The following is a 16,263-nucleotide window of genomic DNA, read 5'->3' on the forward strand; positions in this document are numbered from 1 at the left end:
GAGTGCGTTGCCGTTTGTTGAAGGCCGGATGAAAATGAAAGCAAAAATGTAGATACGAAGAACGAACGTTGCGTATATTCAGGGCGAATAATGAAGAACGTATGAGAAAAATGCCGTGGCTTGCTGCCCTCTGCTGTGTGAGCATGGGTGCTACCGCACAAATCAAGAACATAAAGGTCGAAGATGCTCCTGCCGGCGCCACGGCCTTCGACGCCACCATCGCCATCACGGCCGATAAAATACCAAGCATCGTGGTGGCTATCCCACCCGATCGCGTCCTCTCTTCGCAGGATGCGCAAACGTGGACACCTGCAAAATTCACATCAACATCGGTCGTTGCCGGAAGCCCGCGTTTGCTGGCCGACAGCGATGGCGGACTCTATGCCTTTCACACGGCGAAGAATGAAAACAACTTCAGCCACATCTTGTGTCACATTTCGAAAGACGGTGGCAAAACCTGGGAAGAGGGCGCCAGCGCAGGCGGCAATCCTCCGAAAGATCAGCTCAACCCCGGCGTGTCGCTCGACAGCAAGAACAACCTGATGCTGACGTGGACCGAGTTCGATAAATTTAAAAGCGACGATGCCGCGTGCCAGTCGCGCATCATGATAAGCACATCGTCGAATGGAAAGAAATGGGCAAAACCCGTAGCCCTCTCGCAAACACCGGGCGACTGCAAAGACGATAGCGGCAGCGCCGAAGGATCGATGCCCGGCATGACGGCCGATGGAAAAGCATTTGTGGCATGGGCCAATCAGAATAAGATATTTATGGACCGCTCCTTTAACGGCGGCGACATGTGGCTGACTAACGACATCGGTGTGACCGAACAACGCGGGGGCTGGAACATTAAAGTGCCGGGCTATGCCCAGGTGAGAAGTCTCCCTACATTTATGGTCGACAAAAGCAAAGGCAAGCTGCGCGGCAGTCTCTATGTGGTGTGGGCCGATCAACGCAGCGGCACAGACGACACCGACGTGTGGTTTATGCGCTCACTGAATTATGGCGACAACTGGACTTCGCCCATCCGCATCGGCCAGGAAAGCAAAGGCCATCAATTCATGCCGGCCTTCACCATCGATCCGGAAAACGGCAACCTCTACATCCTGTACTTTGATCGTCATGCCACCACCGACACACAGACCGATGTGTATCTGGCGTATTCATCGAACGGCGGACAGGATTTTCAAAATGTGAAAGTGAGCGAGACTTCCTTTGTGCCCACCGAAATGCCCGGCGTTGAGATGCGCAACAGCATCGCCGCAGGCAAAGGCATCATCACTCCGTTGTGGACCCGCATCGACGACGGCAAGGCCAGCGTGTGGACCGCGGTGATAAAAGAAACCGACATCATTGCCCCGCCTGTGGCAGCGGGTAAAACAAAAAAGAAGAAGTAGCTCAAGGCTGCTTCTTCTTTATAAGACAAAGGTTACTCTGTGAATGCGGGCTGCTAGCAGTTGGTGCCGTCCACATCGCATGCGGCGCCTTTGGCCATCTCGGTGCCAATTTCTGCGAACGCCTGCACAAAGGCATCGGAAGGCTGCGCACCAGACACACCGTATCGGTTATTGATAATATAGAAGGGCACACCACTGATGCCCAGCTTCGACATTTCTTTTTCGGTGACTTCAATTTTTTCAAGCGCCGTGGTGTCGGCCAGCACGGCTTCGGCCGTCTCTTTAGACATGCCTGCGCCAACCGCTACGGCTACCAGGTTTTCGGATTTCGAAAGGTCTACGCCTTCGGTGAAATAGGCTTTGAAGAAAGCTTCGGTCATGGCCAGCTGCTTGCCTTCGTTTGCTGCGGCCTGGATGAGGCTGTGGGCTTTCCGCGTATTGGGCGACACGGTCTGGCGGCTGAAGTCGAACGCAAGCCCGTCTTCTTTGGCAACGCCCGTGACGTGTTGCGTGATCTGGTGATATTTTGATTCGCTTCCGAACTTGTTGGCCAAATATTCTTTTTGATTGGCACCTTCCGCGGGCATGCCGGGGTTGAGCTCGAAGGGCAAATAATGCACATCGAAATCGTATTCGGAGGCAACTTCGGCCATGGCTTTTTCAATTCTGCGTTTGCCGATATAGCACCAGGGGCACACCACATCGGAGACAATGTCTACTCTGATAACAGGTTTTATGATCGTTTTCATTACTTGGTTTTAACAACTTGGACCATAACAGCAGCCTTTTGTTTATGGTTCGGCAAGGCTGCAGCGTTTGATAACGGTCGCGTGAGCCATGACTCCCTGAAAAAAAATCGGCTTAGGATGGGCATTAAAAGTGGCCTAATTTAAGAATAGCGCAAGATGGGCCAACCCGACCACGGGCTTTGCCGTTCTGCATCTAGTTAATTAAAAACCTTTATCGTACTTTTGAAGGTCTATTAAAGCAAAAAATCAAAAAAATGACTGTTGACGAGAAAAAACTCCCTTACAAAGTGAAGGACCTGGCACTGGCTGCCTGGGGACGCAAAGAGATCAAACTGGCGGAAGCCGAAATGCCCGGTTTGATGGCACTCCGTGACGAATTTGGCAAGCAAAAGCCATTGAAAGACGCCCGCATTGCCGGCTGTCTCCACATGACCATTCAAACCGCCGTGCTCATCGAAACCCTGGTTGAGCTTGGTGCCGAAGTGACCTGGTCGTCTTGTAACATCTTCTCTACGCAAGACCATGCTGCTGCCGCGATCGCCGCTGCCGGCATACCTGTCTATGCCTGGAAAGGAATGAACGAACAAGAATTTGACTGGTGCATCGAGCAAACCCTCTACGCCTTCAAAGGCGGCAAGGCGTTGAACATGATCCTTGACGACGGTGGTGACCTTACCAACATGGTGTTGGATCGTTTCCCCGAACTCGTAGCAGGCATCCGTGGCATCTCTGAAGAAACTACCACAGGCGTTCACCGTCTGATCGAGCGTATGCACAATGGCAAACTTCCCCTTCCTGCCATCAACATCAACGACTCTGTAACCAAATCAAAATTCGACAACAAATACGGCTGTAAAGAATCATTGGTAGATGCGATCCGTCGCGCTACGGATGTGATGATGGCCGGTAAGGTAGCGGTTGTTGCCGGCTACGGCGACGTGGGCAAAGGCTCTGCAGCTTCGCTGCGCGGTGCCGGTGCACGTGTGATCGTGACCGAGATCGACCCGATCTGCGCACTGCAAGCCGCTATGGATGGCTTCGCCGTGAAGAAAATGGATGACGCTGTGAAAGATGCAGATATCGTGGTGACTGCCACCGGTAACTTCGGCATCGTGCTGGGCCACCATTTCGAATCGATGAAAGACAAAACCATCGTGTGTAACATCGGTCACTTCGACAACGAAATCGATGTTGCCTGGCTGAACAAAAATGCATCGAAAGATGAAGTGAAGCCCCAAGTGGATCTGTATACACTGAAGAACGGCCGTCAGGTGATTCTGTTGGCTGAAGGACGTCTGGTGAACTTAGGTTGCGCTACGGGCCACCCTTCGTTCGTGATGTCGAACTCGTTCACCAACCAAACCCTTGCACAGCTTGAACTTTGGACCAATACGAAGTCGTATGAAAACAAAGTATACATGCTGCCCAAGCACCTCGACGAAAAAGTAGCACGTTTGCACCTCAAGAAAATCGGTGTGGAACTGGAAGAACTTTCGGGCGAACAAGCCAAATACATTGGCGTGGACGTGAAAGGTCCTTTCAAACCGGACTACTACAGATATTAATCTGTATCCAAAATTGCATTCACAAAAAACCTGGGCCATCCCGGGTTTTTTTTGTTTTGTGGCACGTTGGTTGTTTTTACCTTCGCATTCTAATCAGGAACATTATCCCCAAGCCCAGTCTATGAGATCCATCGTCGTTCGCATCCTTCCCCTGGTGTTATGCATCGTTTGCTTCTCCTTCCGTCCGAAGCAGGGCGAGAACGTTGAGTTTGTTTGCATGAAGACCCACAAGGCCAGCAACACCTGTCACTTCAATTTCAAAGTTGACGGCGCCAAGTACCGTTTCGTAGACATCGGCTGCAAATACAGCAAGAAGGTGAGCGAGGTGGTCGAAAAAGCCAAGGAAGGTACGCTGGCCCTGGCCCTCGACTGGAAAATAGAATGTCCTGAGCCAAAGGAAAAAAAGGACGGAAAGGATTTTTAAATAAGTGCGGGCGACTGACACACGTAGTCGCTATGTCCACGAGAAGCTCTCATACGCCACAGCGTTTTCATCAAGCCAGTTTCGGATATCGCTGTAGCAGCTGTTGGTGTTAAAGCGCGATTGGAGATAGGAGAGGAGGGCTTCTTTAGATCCGGCGGGCAAGTGAACTAGTGCATAGAGTTTGTTCACCGCATCAGCCTTAATTGTGGTGATGTATTCATAGTCACTATCGCCCCACATTTCTTCCACGCTTTTGCCGATGTCGTAGCCTTCAACGATCAAGCTGTCTTCTTCATTAAAGTAAGCTTCAATGGAGACCTTAACCGAATCGGATTTAAAAGAGAACAGAAGTACGTTGTTCATGAAAGAAACAGATTAGTTCTTTTGAATTAGACGGTTAGTGAATTCCCAACGACTCCTGAATTCCCTCCAGCGATTTTCCTTTTGTCTCCGGTAAAATTTTCCACGCAAAGATGCCGTGCAGAATCATCATGACGGTGAACAACAGGAACGCATAGAATCCACCCATCTCCGACTTTTCGGCGAGCACAGGAAAATACCACGAGATGGCCGCGGCCATCACCCAGTGCGTTGTGCTTCCCAGGGTTTGTCCTTGTGAGCGGACTTTGTTGGGAAAAATTTCGGATATAAAAACCCAGATCACGGCGCCTTGCGAAAAGGCAAAGAAGGCGATGAAGCCCACGAGGTAGAGCATCACAGCATAGCCGCCAAACTGTTGTGTGTAGAACGCGTGCGTGACCAGCCCCAGCGACACCACCATGCCCACCGAGCCCACAATGAGTAATGTTTTTCGGCCGAACTTGTCGATGACGGAAATGGCGAGCAGTGTGAATATCATGTTGGTGACACCAATGGAAACGGCCTGCAACAATGCCGTGTCTTTGGCGAGCCCCGTCATTTCGAAAATGCGCGGCGCGTAATACATAATGGCATTGATGCCCGACAGTTGGTTGAACATGGCCAGCGCCACGGCATAGAACACGGGTTTGTTATACTGCCCGTTGAATACATTCTCCTTCACAGCGCCCACATCGTAGTGAAGCGACGCCTTGATTTTTTGAATGGCCTCCGCCGGTTTGGGCTCGCCGATTTCGGCAAACACTTTCGCGGCATCGTCCGCCAGTCCCTGCTTCACCAGCCACCGTGGACTTTCGGGCACGAAGAACACCATCACAAAATAGAGCAATGCCGGCGCGGCCTGCACACCAAGCATCCACCGCCAAGAATCTTCGCCCACACCGTAGAGCACATAGTTCGACACAAACGCGATGAGAATGCCACTCACCACCATAAACTGAAACAGCGCCACCAAACGACCACGCGAATGGGCCGGCGATATTTCTGAAATATACATCGGTCCCACCACCGAAGAAGCACCAACCCCCACACCACCGAGAAAACGGAACAAAACAAAGATGGACCATGTGGACGTGAGCGCGGTGACCAGCGATGTGACCAGGTACAAAAGACCAATGGCTTGCAATACCCTGCGGCGTCCATATTTTTCGGCGGGTCTTCCGGCCACCAATGCACCAATCACGGTGCCCATCAGCGCGGTGGCTACCGTGAAGCCATGGGACACTTCGTCGAGCATCCAGAGTTGTTGAATTGATTTTTCTACACCGGAAATAACCGCGGTGTCAAATCCAAAAAGAAAGCCGCCCAGAGCAGCGACCAGTGCATTGCGAAATGCGGATAGGGGTGTCTTCATGGTTCATGAATTGTTACGATTAAGGTAACGATCCACCGTCAAACGAACAATGAAGGAATTGCCAATGATTTTGATTATATACTGTGCGTGCTACGTTCGATCCCGGCTAGTGCAGGTTGGCCATTCGCCGTTGAAAGAGTGGTTTCAGCACTGCTTTGTCGAGCACCAGCCAGGCGAGCACGAGGTTGAGCGCGATGATGACGTTGATCATGGTCTTGCCGCTGAAGTCGACTGTGGGCAGGCTTCGCTGCACAAACTTCTCGGGCAGTTCCTGATTGAGGTTGATGGAGGTGTGCACCCCATCGAACACTCCCGCCGACACCAGCACCGAAGTTATGCCGATCGCCACCAGCATGCCGGCCAGTAAAAATATCCCTTTCCACGATGTGAACGACGTCTGACGACTGGCGGGATATTGATCGAGTTTGGAGAGCACTTGTTGAGTGAAGTTGCGCGAAGGGTTTTCAAGCGGAATGTTGTGCAGCCACGCGTCGGCCGCCTGCAATTCTTCCAGGCGTGCTTTCAGGGCAGCATCGTGGGTCAGCAAGATTTCCAGCGCTTGCCGTTCGGGAGCACTCAGCGTTCCGTCTATGTAGTGCAGCAGTTGTTCTTCGTCGGCTGGTGAATTCTTTTTCATACGTTATAAAGTTAACGCTTCCTGGTTTAATATCAGTTTCAGTTCGTCGGCAAGCCGCAGTCGGGCGCGGTGAATGCGCACTTTCGCGGTGTTTGCCTCAAGGCCCGTGATGTCGGCGATTTCCTCCAGCGAAAATTCGTTGAGGTAAAACAACGTCAACGCGGTGCGGTCGGCTTCGTTGAGCTTGGCCATGGCCAGTGCCAGATACTTGCGTTTGTCCATGCGCTCCAGCGAGCCTTCGGCGTCGGGCGAATATTCCAGCACGGTGTGTTCGATAGACTGAAATGTTTGCCGGTGTTTGCGCTTATAGCTGATGGCCGTGTTGAACACGATGCGATAGAGCCACGTTGAAAATTTTGCGTCGCGGTTGAAGGTGTTCAGGTGATGATAGGCTTTGATGAACGCATCCTGCGCGGCTTCTTCGGCTTCGCCACGGTTTTGCAGTATCTTCATGGCCAGCGTGAACGCATAGCTTTTGTGCTTGTTCACAAGCTCCGCATAGGCTCCGGCCTCACCGGCCAGAATCCTGTCGATTATCAAATGCTCCGGGTTACTACTTGCCATGACAACCTTTTGACGCAAACGCCTATGGCCAAGTTACAGCGAATCATCGGGAATTCAACGACCCCGGAAAGCGCCCTTATTAAGGACGTTTGAATGGACGCTATACGATCCGACGACGGCCGCTTAAAACCAGATCATATATTTTTTTGAAGGGCCGGTAACCTCGCGAAAAAACCCGGCGTCATAGAGGCAGATTCAACAAAAAACAAACTACTATGGAAGTCGAGATAATCGGGGTGTTTATCCCCATCGTGGCCACAATAGGCACATTCATCATGGTGATCTATCTGCGCAAATATGCCAACGAAGAACGGCTGGCCATGATCGAGAAAGGCATGGACCCGCATGTTCACACCCCCAAAAGCAATACGTCCATCCCGCTCCGGGCGTCGCTGTTGTTGATCGGCGCTGGGCTTGGCATTTTGATGGGTTATGTGCTCGACAGTTCGTTTAACATGGAAGAAGCCGGCTATTTCTCCATGCTGTTCATCTTCGGCGGTCTGGGCCTGGGCGGTTCCTACATCATCGAAGAAAACAAGCTCAAAGCCGGCAAATAGCAAGCACCCTGGTGTAACATAATATTCCGCAAGCAGGGCATCCCCCTGACACGTTACAGCATCGGATCCGCTCCGTGCTGTAACCGTCGTTTAGTCCCCTTCGTTTACAGTCAGTAGCAGCGCGGTGGAATCCTTTCACTTCGCGCATCCCTGCATTCAGGCATCGGCCTACATCTGCAGTTCAGTTTCTTCCGTTGGCGAGCCATGTTAGTTGCTATCGCTGCACGCGTCGGGTGTGGAATGTAGAACTATAATCTCACCCTGTAGAATCATCCTACAACTTTCAGTCAACACATTAGGATTATCAATTTTTTAAAGCGCTGATAAACAGTTGCTTATTTTCTGCGCTTTCGTTGGCACCGTCTTTCGTAATAGACTAATCAAATTAAATGTTCAACTAAACTTATAAAAGTCATGAAAAAAGTAATGTTCGCATTTGCAGCCATGGTAGGAAGTGTAGCGTTTGTTAATGCTCAAACAGCTACTGAAAGCAATAATGCCGTAGCCGCACCTACCGAAGTTCAGCAAACTGAAAAAACAAAAATCAAATCTGAAGAACTTCCTGAAGCTGTTAAGAAGTCTCTCGAAGCTCAAGAATACCGCGGATGGATGATCAGCACCGCATACAAAGCTGGCGATGTGTATGAAATCGAATTGAAAAACGGCGCTGAAACCAAAACCGTTAAGTTCAACAAAGACGGCAAGAAAGTTGAGTAATCGTTTAGCTCAGAAACGATCCTCACAACCTGTAAACACCGATTGGAAGAAAGCTGGAAAATATTCCAGCTTTCTTTTTTATTTTGGCCCTGAATATGGCCTCCATTCTAGTAATTGAAGACGATCTGACCTTTTCCAGGATACTGGAGGGCTTTCTCACTAAACAAGGATTCGCAGTCACGGTTCGCCACAAGGGCAACGAAGGACTTCAAGCCCTCAGAGACAACGCCGTTGACCTGGTGTTGCTGGACTATCGCCTGCCCGACATGACGGGCATGGACGTGCTGAACGAGATAAAAAAAACTACCGCCACCACCCAGGTCATCATCATGACCAGCTTCTCCGACATTCGCACGGCCGTAAAGGCCATGAAGATGGGGGCATACGAATACATCACCAAGCCGGTCAATCCCGACGAGTTGCTCATGCTGGTGCAACAGGCGCTGAAGCGCGACAACAACACGGGCACACCGGTGTCGGTGGCTCCCAAGATAGAGGCACCCAAGCAGTTTGTGCAGGGCACCAGTGCTTCGGCCAAACAACTTCACGAATACATCCGCCTGGTGGCGCCCACCGACATGTCGGTGATTATAGAAGGCGAAAGCGGCACGGGGAAAGAAAACGTGGCCCAAACCATTCACCGCCTCAGCGCCCGCGCGAAAGCCCCGTTTGTGGCGGTTGACTGTGGCGCGCTGTCGAAAGAACTTGCGGCCAGCGAGCTGTTCGGACATGTGAAGGGCGCGTTCACCGGTGCCGTGCAGGATAAGGTTGGTCAATTTGTGGAAGCGCACAAAGGCACCCTGTTTCTCGACGAGGTGGGCAACCTCTCTTACGAGGTGCAGGTGAAATTGCTGCGGGCCATCCAGGAACGCATCATTCAACCCATTGGCAGCAACAAGGAAACAAAGGTGGATGTGCGCATCATCACCGCCACCAACGACGACCTCGCCGAAAGCGTGAAGAAGGGAACGTTCCGCGAAGACCTCTATCACCGCATCAACGAGTTCAAACTAAAGGTGCCCGCCTTGCGCGACCGCCACGATGACCTTGATGAGTTTCTTAACTTCTTCCGGCTGTCGGCCAACGCCGAGCTGGAACGCAACGTGACGGGCTTCAGCAAAGAGGTGATGGACATCTTCCGCGCCTATGAGTGGCCTGGCAATTTGCGCGAGATGAAAAATGTGGTGAAGCGTGCCGTGCTGCTCACCAACGAAGGCCTCATTGCAACGGAGGCCCTGCCCGTTGAAATGCTCGACACCGTGCGCAATCCCCAACCCAAGCCAAACAACGAGCCACCGGTCTATGACCTCAAGGCCCTGCAAGAGTCGCAGGAAAAGGAAATGATCATCAAGACCCTGAAAGAAGTTCGGTATAACAAATCGAAAGCCGCCCGCATCCTCAACATCGATAGGAAGACGCTTTACCTGAAAATCGAAAAATACGGTATCGAATAGAATCGTTTACGACGACAGGGTGTTTACCTGGATGTTCATCAGCAACGCTTCCACATCGTCTTTGGCTTGCGTGAGCGCCGGCAACAGATCGGAAAGGGGCACCTCGTCCTGAAGTTTAACTTCAATGTCGCGCAATGTGGTGGAGAGATCAGACGATCCCATCTGCCCGATGCGACCCGCCAGTTTGTGAACGATCTCGCGCACAGGACCTGCCTGCATATGCTTCAGGTGTTTTTCGAGGTTCACCACATCAGTCTTTGTTTCGTCCATAAACTGTTGCAGCACCGATTGAAACAGGGCTTCGTCGCCCATGGTCATCAGGCGCAGCGTGGAGAGATCTGTTTCGATGGTATCGGCCATGTCGGTAGCAATGCCCAACACATCCATTAATTCATGTTCGCGAAAGGGCTTCGACAACACCACATCAAATCCTTCGTCCAGCAGTTGCTGGCGCTCTTGTGGGAACACATGTGCCGTGAGCGCCACAAAGCGTGTCGCTGGCGGATAGGTCTTCTTCAACGCACGACACAACTCCACGCCATTGATGTGCGGCATACGAATGTCCATAAGAATATGGGAGACGCCTGCCTGCGGTTTTTCATGGATAAGTTTTTCGGCCTCGCTGTAGGTGGTGAAATCCACTTCATGCTTTTGAAGGATGAGGCTGCACAGCCGCAGAATCATGAGGTCGTCGTCGACCACAATCACTTTTCCGGTGAAGGATTGTTTTGTTGCTTTCTCTTTCAGCGGTTGGCGCACGGCTTCGCCATCGGCCCGGTCGAACGGCAACGTGACGGTGAAGGTTGAACCCATGCCCGACTCGCTGTGAACGTCAAGCGTGCCACCCTGCGCCTCCACCAGCGACTTCACAATGGTAAGCCCCAGCCCCGTGCCGCCATAGTGACGGGCGATGAGCGCATTGGCTTGCTCGAATTGGTTAAAGATTTTTTCAAGATCCTCGCGCTGAATGCCGATGCCCGTGTCGCTGATCTCGAACACACAGCGGATGTCGCCATCGTTTTCGATTGTTTTCACGGCGAGCTTCACATAGCCTTTGGTGGTGAACTTGATGGCGTTGCCCACCAGGTTGTATAAAATCTGGCGCAGCCTGAAGGCGTCGCCATGTAGCAGATAGCCGTTGGGCTGTTCAACTTCCAGCAACAGGGTGAGGTGTTTGCGATGGGCCTGCACGCGCAACGCTGCCTCTACTTCGGAGAGGAGGGAGCGCAAGCTGAAATTTTCTTTTTGCAGCGTGAAGCTGCCGCTCGAAATGCGACTGTAGTCAAGCACCTCGTCCACAATGTGCAGCAGGTGTTCTGACGAGCTGTGTATGGCGTCGATGGCTTCGGGCAAGGTGCCCTGCCGTTGTTTCAATTGTTCGGCAAAGCCGATGATGGATTGCAGCGGCGTTCTGATTTCGTGGCTCATGTTGGCCAGGAAGCGTTGTTTGATCTGGCTCAGCTCTTCGGCTTCGTCTTTCGCTTTTTCCAGTTGCTCTTTGTAGTAGTTGCTTCGGCCGATGTCTACCCAGATAAGATAAACCAGCAAGGCGGCACCGAGGAAGAACGCCACCAGCAGGAAGCCGATGTTCGAAATGCTTTTGGTGACCAGTGCCACGGCACGGTCGTTTTTGTCGCGCATGTGGGCAAGCTCTTCTTTCTCTACTTCGTGCAGGATGCTGAGCAGTTTGTTGATGAGCAAACTATTGGCATGAATCAACTCCAGTTCCTGTTGCAGCAGTTTTTTGTTTTCGGCGCGCTGGTCGTTTTCCAGGTCGGTCATGATTTTTTCCACCTCGTCGATCGCCTTGTTCTGGCGTGCCACGGCAAGCGTGTCGACGGTCACGCTCAATTCTTCCTGCACCTTGATGTGAGTGGTGGGTGCGGTGTTGTTTTTCTTTTTGCCAAAGAGTTTGCCAAGACCCGAGCGTTCTTTTTGGGCGGGCACCGAGTCGCGGGTGTAGGTGGTGATGGTTTTCTTTTCGGTGGTGACCACGCTGGTGTCGACCAATATTTTTTCGTGTTGCAGAATGGTCGACAACGTGTCGAGCCGCACAGACAGACGACGGTTGTCGGTGAGGGTCGATTTCAGTTTGAGGTAGGCAAAGAAAAGACTGTTGCGTTTTTGCAGCACTTGTTTGATGTTGAGCAGCCGGCTTTGCTGGGCCGAGTCCCACTTCAGCAACCGCAGCGAGTCTATTTTGTCGCTCAGCGAGGTGGTTTGTTTGAGGAAGGCTTTATAGGGCTTTTTCGGGTTTCGGATGGCCTCTGCGCGCTGGGTTTGGTCGAGTGCCGTGATTTCCTGGAAAATGTCGTTCAGGGTGTTGAGCTTGGGGTTGGGCGCCGACAGTTCGTTCACGGTGTCCATCATTTCGCGAAAACCAAAGTGCGTGATGCCCAGGGCCAACAGAATGGCCACAAACGCCAGCAGGAACCCCGCCAGAATCTTTCCCTTTACCGATGTTGGATAGAATTTGTCTCTGAAATACTGCATAGGCTTTTGCGGTTCGCGCATCCTGTCATCCTTAACAAAAATCCGACCCGACAAGTTAACGACAGATTGTGTTTCGTGCGTGTTTTTAAGCGGTTTAAAACACAAAATTCAGCACGGTCCGATATGCGGGTGCGATCGCCGTTGGCTTTGTGTAGTGGAGGATGAACCATTACGGCGGTGCTGCGGGACGTTCCGCTAACATTAAACCGCTAGGAAATTTTGAAGGCTATCCTTTACTTTCAAACCTGTTAACCCTCGCGCATGAAAATACTAGTCATAGAAGATGAGCCTGCCGTGGTGTCGTTTATCCGTCGTGGCATGATGGAAGCTGGACACGATGTGCTGGTGGCCATGGATGGCGACACCGGGTTTCAGATGGCGCAGGCCGAAGCCATCGACGTGATTGTGCTCGATGTGATGCTGCCCGCCATGAACGGCGTGGACCTGTGCCGAAAGCTTCGTGAGAAAAAAGTAGACACACCCGTGATCATGCTCACGGCGCTGGGCATGACCGAAAACATTGTGGCCGGCCTGAACAACGGCGCCGACGACTACCTGGTGAAGCCCTTCAAGTTTGCCGAACTGCTGGCGCGCATCGCCGCCGTGTCGCGACGCAACAAAGCCGTTCCCGTCGCGAACCATGTGCTGAAAATTGCCGACATCGCGCTGGACACACGCAGCAAAACCGTGAGCCGGCAAGATATAAAGATCGACCTCACCGCCACCGAATATAAATTGTTGGAGTTTCTCATGCAGCAAGAAGGCCGGGTGCTTTCACGCGCCGAACTCCTGGAACACGTGTGGGGCGTGAACTTCGACATGAACACCAACGTGGTGGACGTATACATCAACTACCTGCGCAAGAAAATTGACAAGAACTATCCCGACAAACTCATCCACACCGTGGTGGGCATGGGCTATGTTTTGCGCGATGACAAAAACGCATGAGGATCAGAAATAAAATAGTGCTCATCTTCGTGGTGGTGACGGCTGTCACCCTGGTGATGCTAAGCGTGTTCATCTATCTGTTTTCCATCCGCCACGCGCATCGCTATTTCTATACACGCCTCAAAGTGCGCGCGTCCATTGCGTTGCACGGCTATTTGGAAGAAGGCCAGTCGGAAGGCGTGCTGGAGCTGCGCGAACGCCACTTGCAGATGCTGCCCGACGAACGCGAATACATTGTGCGCTACGACTCCACAACCCGGCAATGGAAGGGAAATGCACTGCCGATGCTTTCTCAAACCTTTTATGCAGGCGTGCAGGAGAGTGGTTATGCCGAGTGGGATAACGACTTTGTGCACTACGTGGGCGTGAACGACGCCACGGCGCCGGGCGTCATCAGCGTGGCCACGGCTCGCGACGATGAAGGGGCGGTGCAAATGCAATCGCTGCTCAACCTGCTGATGCTGGCCGTGGTGTTTGGAAGTGTTTTTGTCTTTGGCTTAGGTCGGTTGTTGGCGGCGCAGATCATCAAGCCGGTGTCCGACATCATCGAAGAAGTGAACCGCATCAGCGCATCCAGTCTCGACAAGCGGCTCTCTACCGCAAAGGGTGAAGACGAGATCGCCGCCCTCGCACAAACCTTCAACAGCATGCTCGACCGCCTGCACGTGGCGTTTCAGTTGCAGAGCAATTTCATCAGCAATGCCTCGCACGAACTGCGCACACCGCTTACCGCCATACTCGGGGAGTCGGACGTGACGCTGTCGGGAGAGCGGAGCTGCGATGAGTATAAAAAATCCATACAGGCCATTCGCACCGAGGCCGAAAAGCTGAACGATCTTGTTACCAGCCTGCTGCAACTTTCACAAGTGGGCTTCGACGGCAAGCGGCAGATGCTGGAGCCGGTGAGCGTGGATCTGTTGCTGATGAAAATCAAAAACGAGATCAACAAACGTTTCCCCAACAACCACCTGCACATCGAGTTGAAGGACGTGCCCGAAAATCCGGATGCGCTCGTGCTCATGTGTATCCCCACGTGGATGGAACTGGCGTTGCTGAACATCGTGAACAACGCCATCAAATATTCCGACAACAAAGATGTGCTGGTCACACTGTCGGCCACCGAACATGAACTCAGCATCCGCATCAGCGACCTGGGCATCGGCATTTCGGAAACCGACATGAAGCATGTTTTTGAATTGTTCTTCCGCGGCAGCAACAGCCAGGCATATGTGGGCCACGGCATCGGCCTTCCGCTGGCCGACAAGATTATCCGCCTCCACGGGGGCAGAATCGACATTTTGTCGCGGCCCAATCAGGGCACGACGGTGGTGGTGAACTTCAACCGCAACCAGATTAGAAAACGATAAGAGAAAAATTAACCACATTCTAATGTCGGCCTAACGCCCCTCTAATAGCGATTCTGCTTCTTTCTGAAAATTAAAACAGGAAGACTATGAAAAGCATATTGATCCCGACCGATTATTCTGAAGACACGCTCCAGGCATTGGAACTGACCTTGCGCAACGTTGGCGACACACCGGTTCAGGTGGTGCTGCTAAGTTTTTCGCCCCTTCCCGACGTGCTCGCCGAAAATTTGTTTCTGCCTCCCAACGAGGGACTAACCAGCGAACGGCGCAAATTTATTGTGGATGAATGGAACATGCGACAATCGTTGCTCGACACGAATATTCAACTCATCGAGTATCACGTCTACGGAGGAACACCCGCCATCCTTCAACAAATCATGGAGCTCTTCCATATCAACGACACCATTGTGCCGCACTCGTTTCAGAAAAGCGAACGCCTTGTTCACCAACAAGCCATGCGGTCGCTCAACCGGGCCAAAGCAAAAGTGACGTGGATGCCCGAACGCGAAATCGCCGTGCCGTTCCGTTTAACGGAAACCCATTTGTCGGTGTAGTGATACAACCAGGCAAAACAAAATTCAGAAGTTTTAAACACCGCTAAAGAAGAGACGATATGTTGCTGAGAAAGAGAATACCGTGGGTGTACTTGATGGCGAAAATAAAAGTGGAGACCAGCCTCGTGTTGATCTACTCCACGCTCATGGCTGTGTGGCATCGTGAGTTGGATATCAATCACATTTCCATTCCATTGGCCGTGCCCACTATATTGGGCACGATCATTTCGTTGCTGCTGGCGTTTCGTTCCAACCAGGCCTACGACCGCTGGTGGGAAGCGCGCATCATCTGGGGCTCTATTGTGAACGACTCGCGGTCGCTGATGCGCCAGATGCAAAGTTTCATAAGCGACCCCGACTATTCCGTGAACGTGAACCGTTTCATCGAACGTTTTGGCAACCGCCAGATCGCATGGGCCTATTCGCTTGGCCGCACACTGCGCGGGCAGCAAGCGTTCGAAGAAAAAGAACTCTGGCTCACCGCCGAGGAACGGATCTGGGCCGGCAAACACTCCAACGTGCCTAACGCGTTGTTGTCTCTCCACGCGCGCGACATCCGCACCGCCTTTCAATCGGAATGGATCAACCCTTATCAACAGGTGGAGTTGGACAGAACCGTCACGCGCTTGTGCGACTCCATGGGAAAATGCGAGCGTATCAAAAACACCGTGTTTCCCACGACGTATAGTTTATACATTCACTTCGCATTGTACCTTTTCATCGTGTTGCTGCCCTTCGGCCTCACCGCGTCCATGGGTTTTGTTCAGGTTCCCCTGATGGTCGCCATCTCGTCGGCATTTTTGCTGATCGAAAAAATGGCCATCTATTTGCAGGACCCTTTCGAAAACAAACCCACCGACACCCCGGTCACCGCCATCGCCCAAACCATCGAACGCGACCTTCGCCAGATGATGAACGACGACACACGCACCCCCCAAGCCGAAAAGCAAAGAAGCAGCGAACGCGAGATGGAGCAGGTGTATTATGTGCTGTAGAAATGAAGAATGAATAGTTGAAATAGGATAGTGTGAATAGTGAAGAGAGGATCGTGAATAGTGGGATAGAGGGATAGTTAATAGTGACTATTGGATAGTGAATAGTAGGA

The 16,263-nt window shown here is 52.1% G+C and carries 16 protein-coding genes; 10 read left to right on the top strand and 6 right to left on the bottom strand.

Going from position 1 to position 16,263, the window contains the following annotated elements; all coding sequences use genetic code 11:
• Positions 1-101: 101 nt before the first annotated feature.
• Complete coding sequence (locus tag JI741_RS08695) at positions 102-1,397, top strand: sialidase family protein (protein WP_202008652.1); 1,296 nt, start codon at positions 102-104, stop codon at positions 1,395-1,397.
• Positions 1,398-1,450: 53 nt separating this feature from the next.
• Here the strand turns inward: JI741_RS08695 and JI741_RS08700 are convergent, their stop codons facing one another.
• Positions 1,451-2,146, bottom strand: coding sequence for a DsbA family oxidoreductase (locus JI741_RS08700; protein ID WP_202008653.1), 696 nt, complete (start codon positions 2,144-2,146; stop codon positions 1,451-1,453).
• Positions 2,147-2,400: 254 nt separating this feature from the next.
• On the opposite strand from JI741_RS08700, the gene ahcY reads away from it, so the two are divergent.
• Entirely contained in the window at positions 2,401-3,711 is a 1,311-nt protein-coding gene (ahcY, locus tag JI741_RS08705; RefSeq protein WP_202008654.1) for an adenosylhomocysteinase, read from the top strand.
• A 121-nt stretch (positions 3,712-3,832) separates the two neighbouring features.
• Entirely contained in the window at positions 3,833-4,135 is a 303-nt protein-coding gene (locus tag JI741_RS08710) for a hypothetical protein (protein ID WP_202008655.1), read from the top strand.
• Between the two features lie 30 nt (positions 4,136-4,165).
• Here the strand turns inward: JI741_RS08710 and JI741_RS08715 are convergent, their stop codons facing one another.
• The 4 genes from JI741_RS08715 to JI741_RS08730 all read right to left on the bottom strand — a co-directional run bounded on the left by JI741_RS08715 (position 4,166) and on the right by JI741_RS08730 (position 7,068).
• Complete coding sequence (locus JI741_RS08715) at positions 4,166-4,498, bottom strand: hypothetical protein (protein ID WP_202008656.1); 333 nt, start codon at positions 4,496-4,498, stop codon at positions 4,166-4,168.
• 34 nt (positions 4,499-4,532) lie between these two features.
• On the bottom strand, positions 4,533-5,867 hold the full coding sequence (locus tag JI741_RS08720) for a sugar porter family MFS transporter (protein ID WP_202008657.1): 1,335 nt from the start codon (positions 5,865-5,867) through the stop codon (positions 4,533-4,535).
• A 106-nt stretch (positions 5,868-5,973) separates the two neighbouring features.
• Positions 5,974-6,504 (bottom strand): anti-sigma factor family protein, encoded by a 531-nt coding sequence (locus tag JI741_RS08725; RefSeq protein WP_202008658.1) that lies wholly within the window; start codon positions 6,502-6,504, stop codon positions 5,974-5,976.
• A 3-nt stretch (positions 6,505-6,507) separates the two neighbouring features.
• Positions 6,508-7,068 carry an RNA polymerase sigma factor gene (locus JI741_RS08730; protein ID WP_202008659.1) on the bottom strand — a complete coding sequence of 187 codons (561 nt, stop codon included), beginning with the start codon at positions 7,066-7,068 and terminating at the stop codon, positions 6,508-6,510.
• A gap of 215 nt (positions 7,069-7,283) precedes the next feature.
• Between JI741_RS08730 and JI741_RS08735 the strand changes: the two genes are divergently transcribed.
• The 3 genes from JI741_RS08735 to JI741_RS08745 all read left to right on the top strand — a co-directional run bounded on the left by JI741_RS08735 (position 7,284) and on the right by JI741_RS08745 (position 9,796).
• Positions 7,284-7,625, top strand: a complete 342-nt coding sequence (locus tag JI741_RS08735; RefSeq protein WP_202008660.1) for a DUF6249 domain-containing protein — start codon at positions 7,284-7,286, stop codon at positions 7,623-7,625.
• 414 nt (positions 7,626-8,039) lie between these two features.
• Positions 8,040-8,342 (top strand): hypothetical protein, encoded by a 303-nt coding sequence (locus JI741_RS08740; RefSeq protein ID WP_202008661.1) that lies wholly within the window; start codon positions 8,040-8,042, stop codon positions 8,340-8,342.
• Positions 8,343-8,437: 95 nt separating this feature from the next.
• The gene (locus tag JI741_RS08745; protein ID WP_202008662.1) at positions 8,438-9,796 is read left to right on the top strand and encodes a sigma-54-dependent transcriptional regulator; all 1,359 of its coding nucleotides are present in this window, start codon (positions 8,438-8,440) and stop codon (positions 9,794-9,796) included.
• 6 nt (positions 9,797-9,802) lie between these two features.
• On the opposite strand, the gene JI741_RS08750 is transcribed toward JI741_RS08745, so the two are convergent.
• Positions 9,803-12,289, bottom strand: coding sequence for an ATP-binding protein (locus tag JI741_RS08750; protein ID WP_202008663.1), 2,487 nt, complete (start codon positions 12,287-12,289; stop codon positions 9,803-9,805).
• 261 nt (positions 12,290-12,550) lie between these two features.
• Between JI741_RS08750 and JI741_RS08755 the strand changes: the two genes are divergently transcribed.
• The 4 genes from JI741_RS08755 to JI741_RS08770 all read left to right on the top strand — a co-directional run bounded on the left by JI741_RS08755 (position 12,551) and on the right by JI741_RS08770 (position 16,153).
• On the top strand, positions 12,551-13,237 hold the full coding sequence (locus JI741_RS08755; protein WP_202008664.1) for a response regulator transcription factor: 687 nt from the start codon (positions 12,551-12,553) through the stop codon (positions 13,235-13,237).
• Positions 13,234-14,604 (top strand): HAMP domain-containing sensor histidine kinase, encoded by a 1,371-nt coding sequence (locus tag JI741_RS08760; protein WP_202008665.1) that lies wholly within the window; start codon positions 13,234-13,236, stop codon positions 14,602-14,604. The genes JI741_RS08755 and JI741_RS08760 overlap by 4 nt, the downstream gene beginning before the upstream one ends.
• 86 nt (positions 14,605-14,690) lie before the next feature.
• Positions 14,691-15,158 (top strand): adenine nucleotide alpha hydrolase family protein, encoded by a 468-nt coding sequence (locus JI741_RS08765; protein ID WP_202008666.1) that lies wholly within the window; start codon positions 14,691-14,693, stop codon positions 15,156-15,158.
• Between the two features lie 95 nt (positions 15,159-15,253).
• Positions 15,254-16,153, top strand: coding sequence for a bestrophin family protein (locus JI741_RS08770; RefSeq protein ID WP_236675958.1), 900 nt, complete (start codon positions 15,254-15,256; stop codon positions 16,151-16,153).
• Positions 16,154-16,263: the final 110 nt, after the last annotated feature.

This window comes from Chryseolinea lacunae, from assembly GCF_016735595.1.
GTDB lineage: Bacteria > Bacteroidota > Bacteroidia > Cytophagales > Cyclobacteriaceae > Chryseolinea > Chryseolinea lacunae.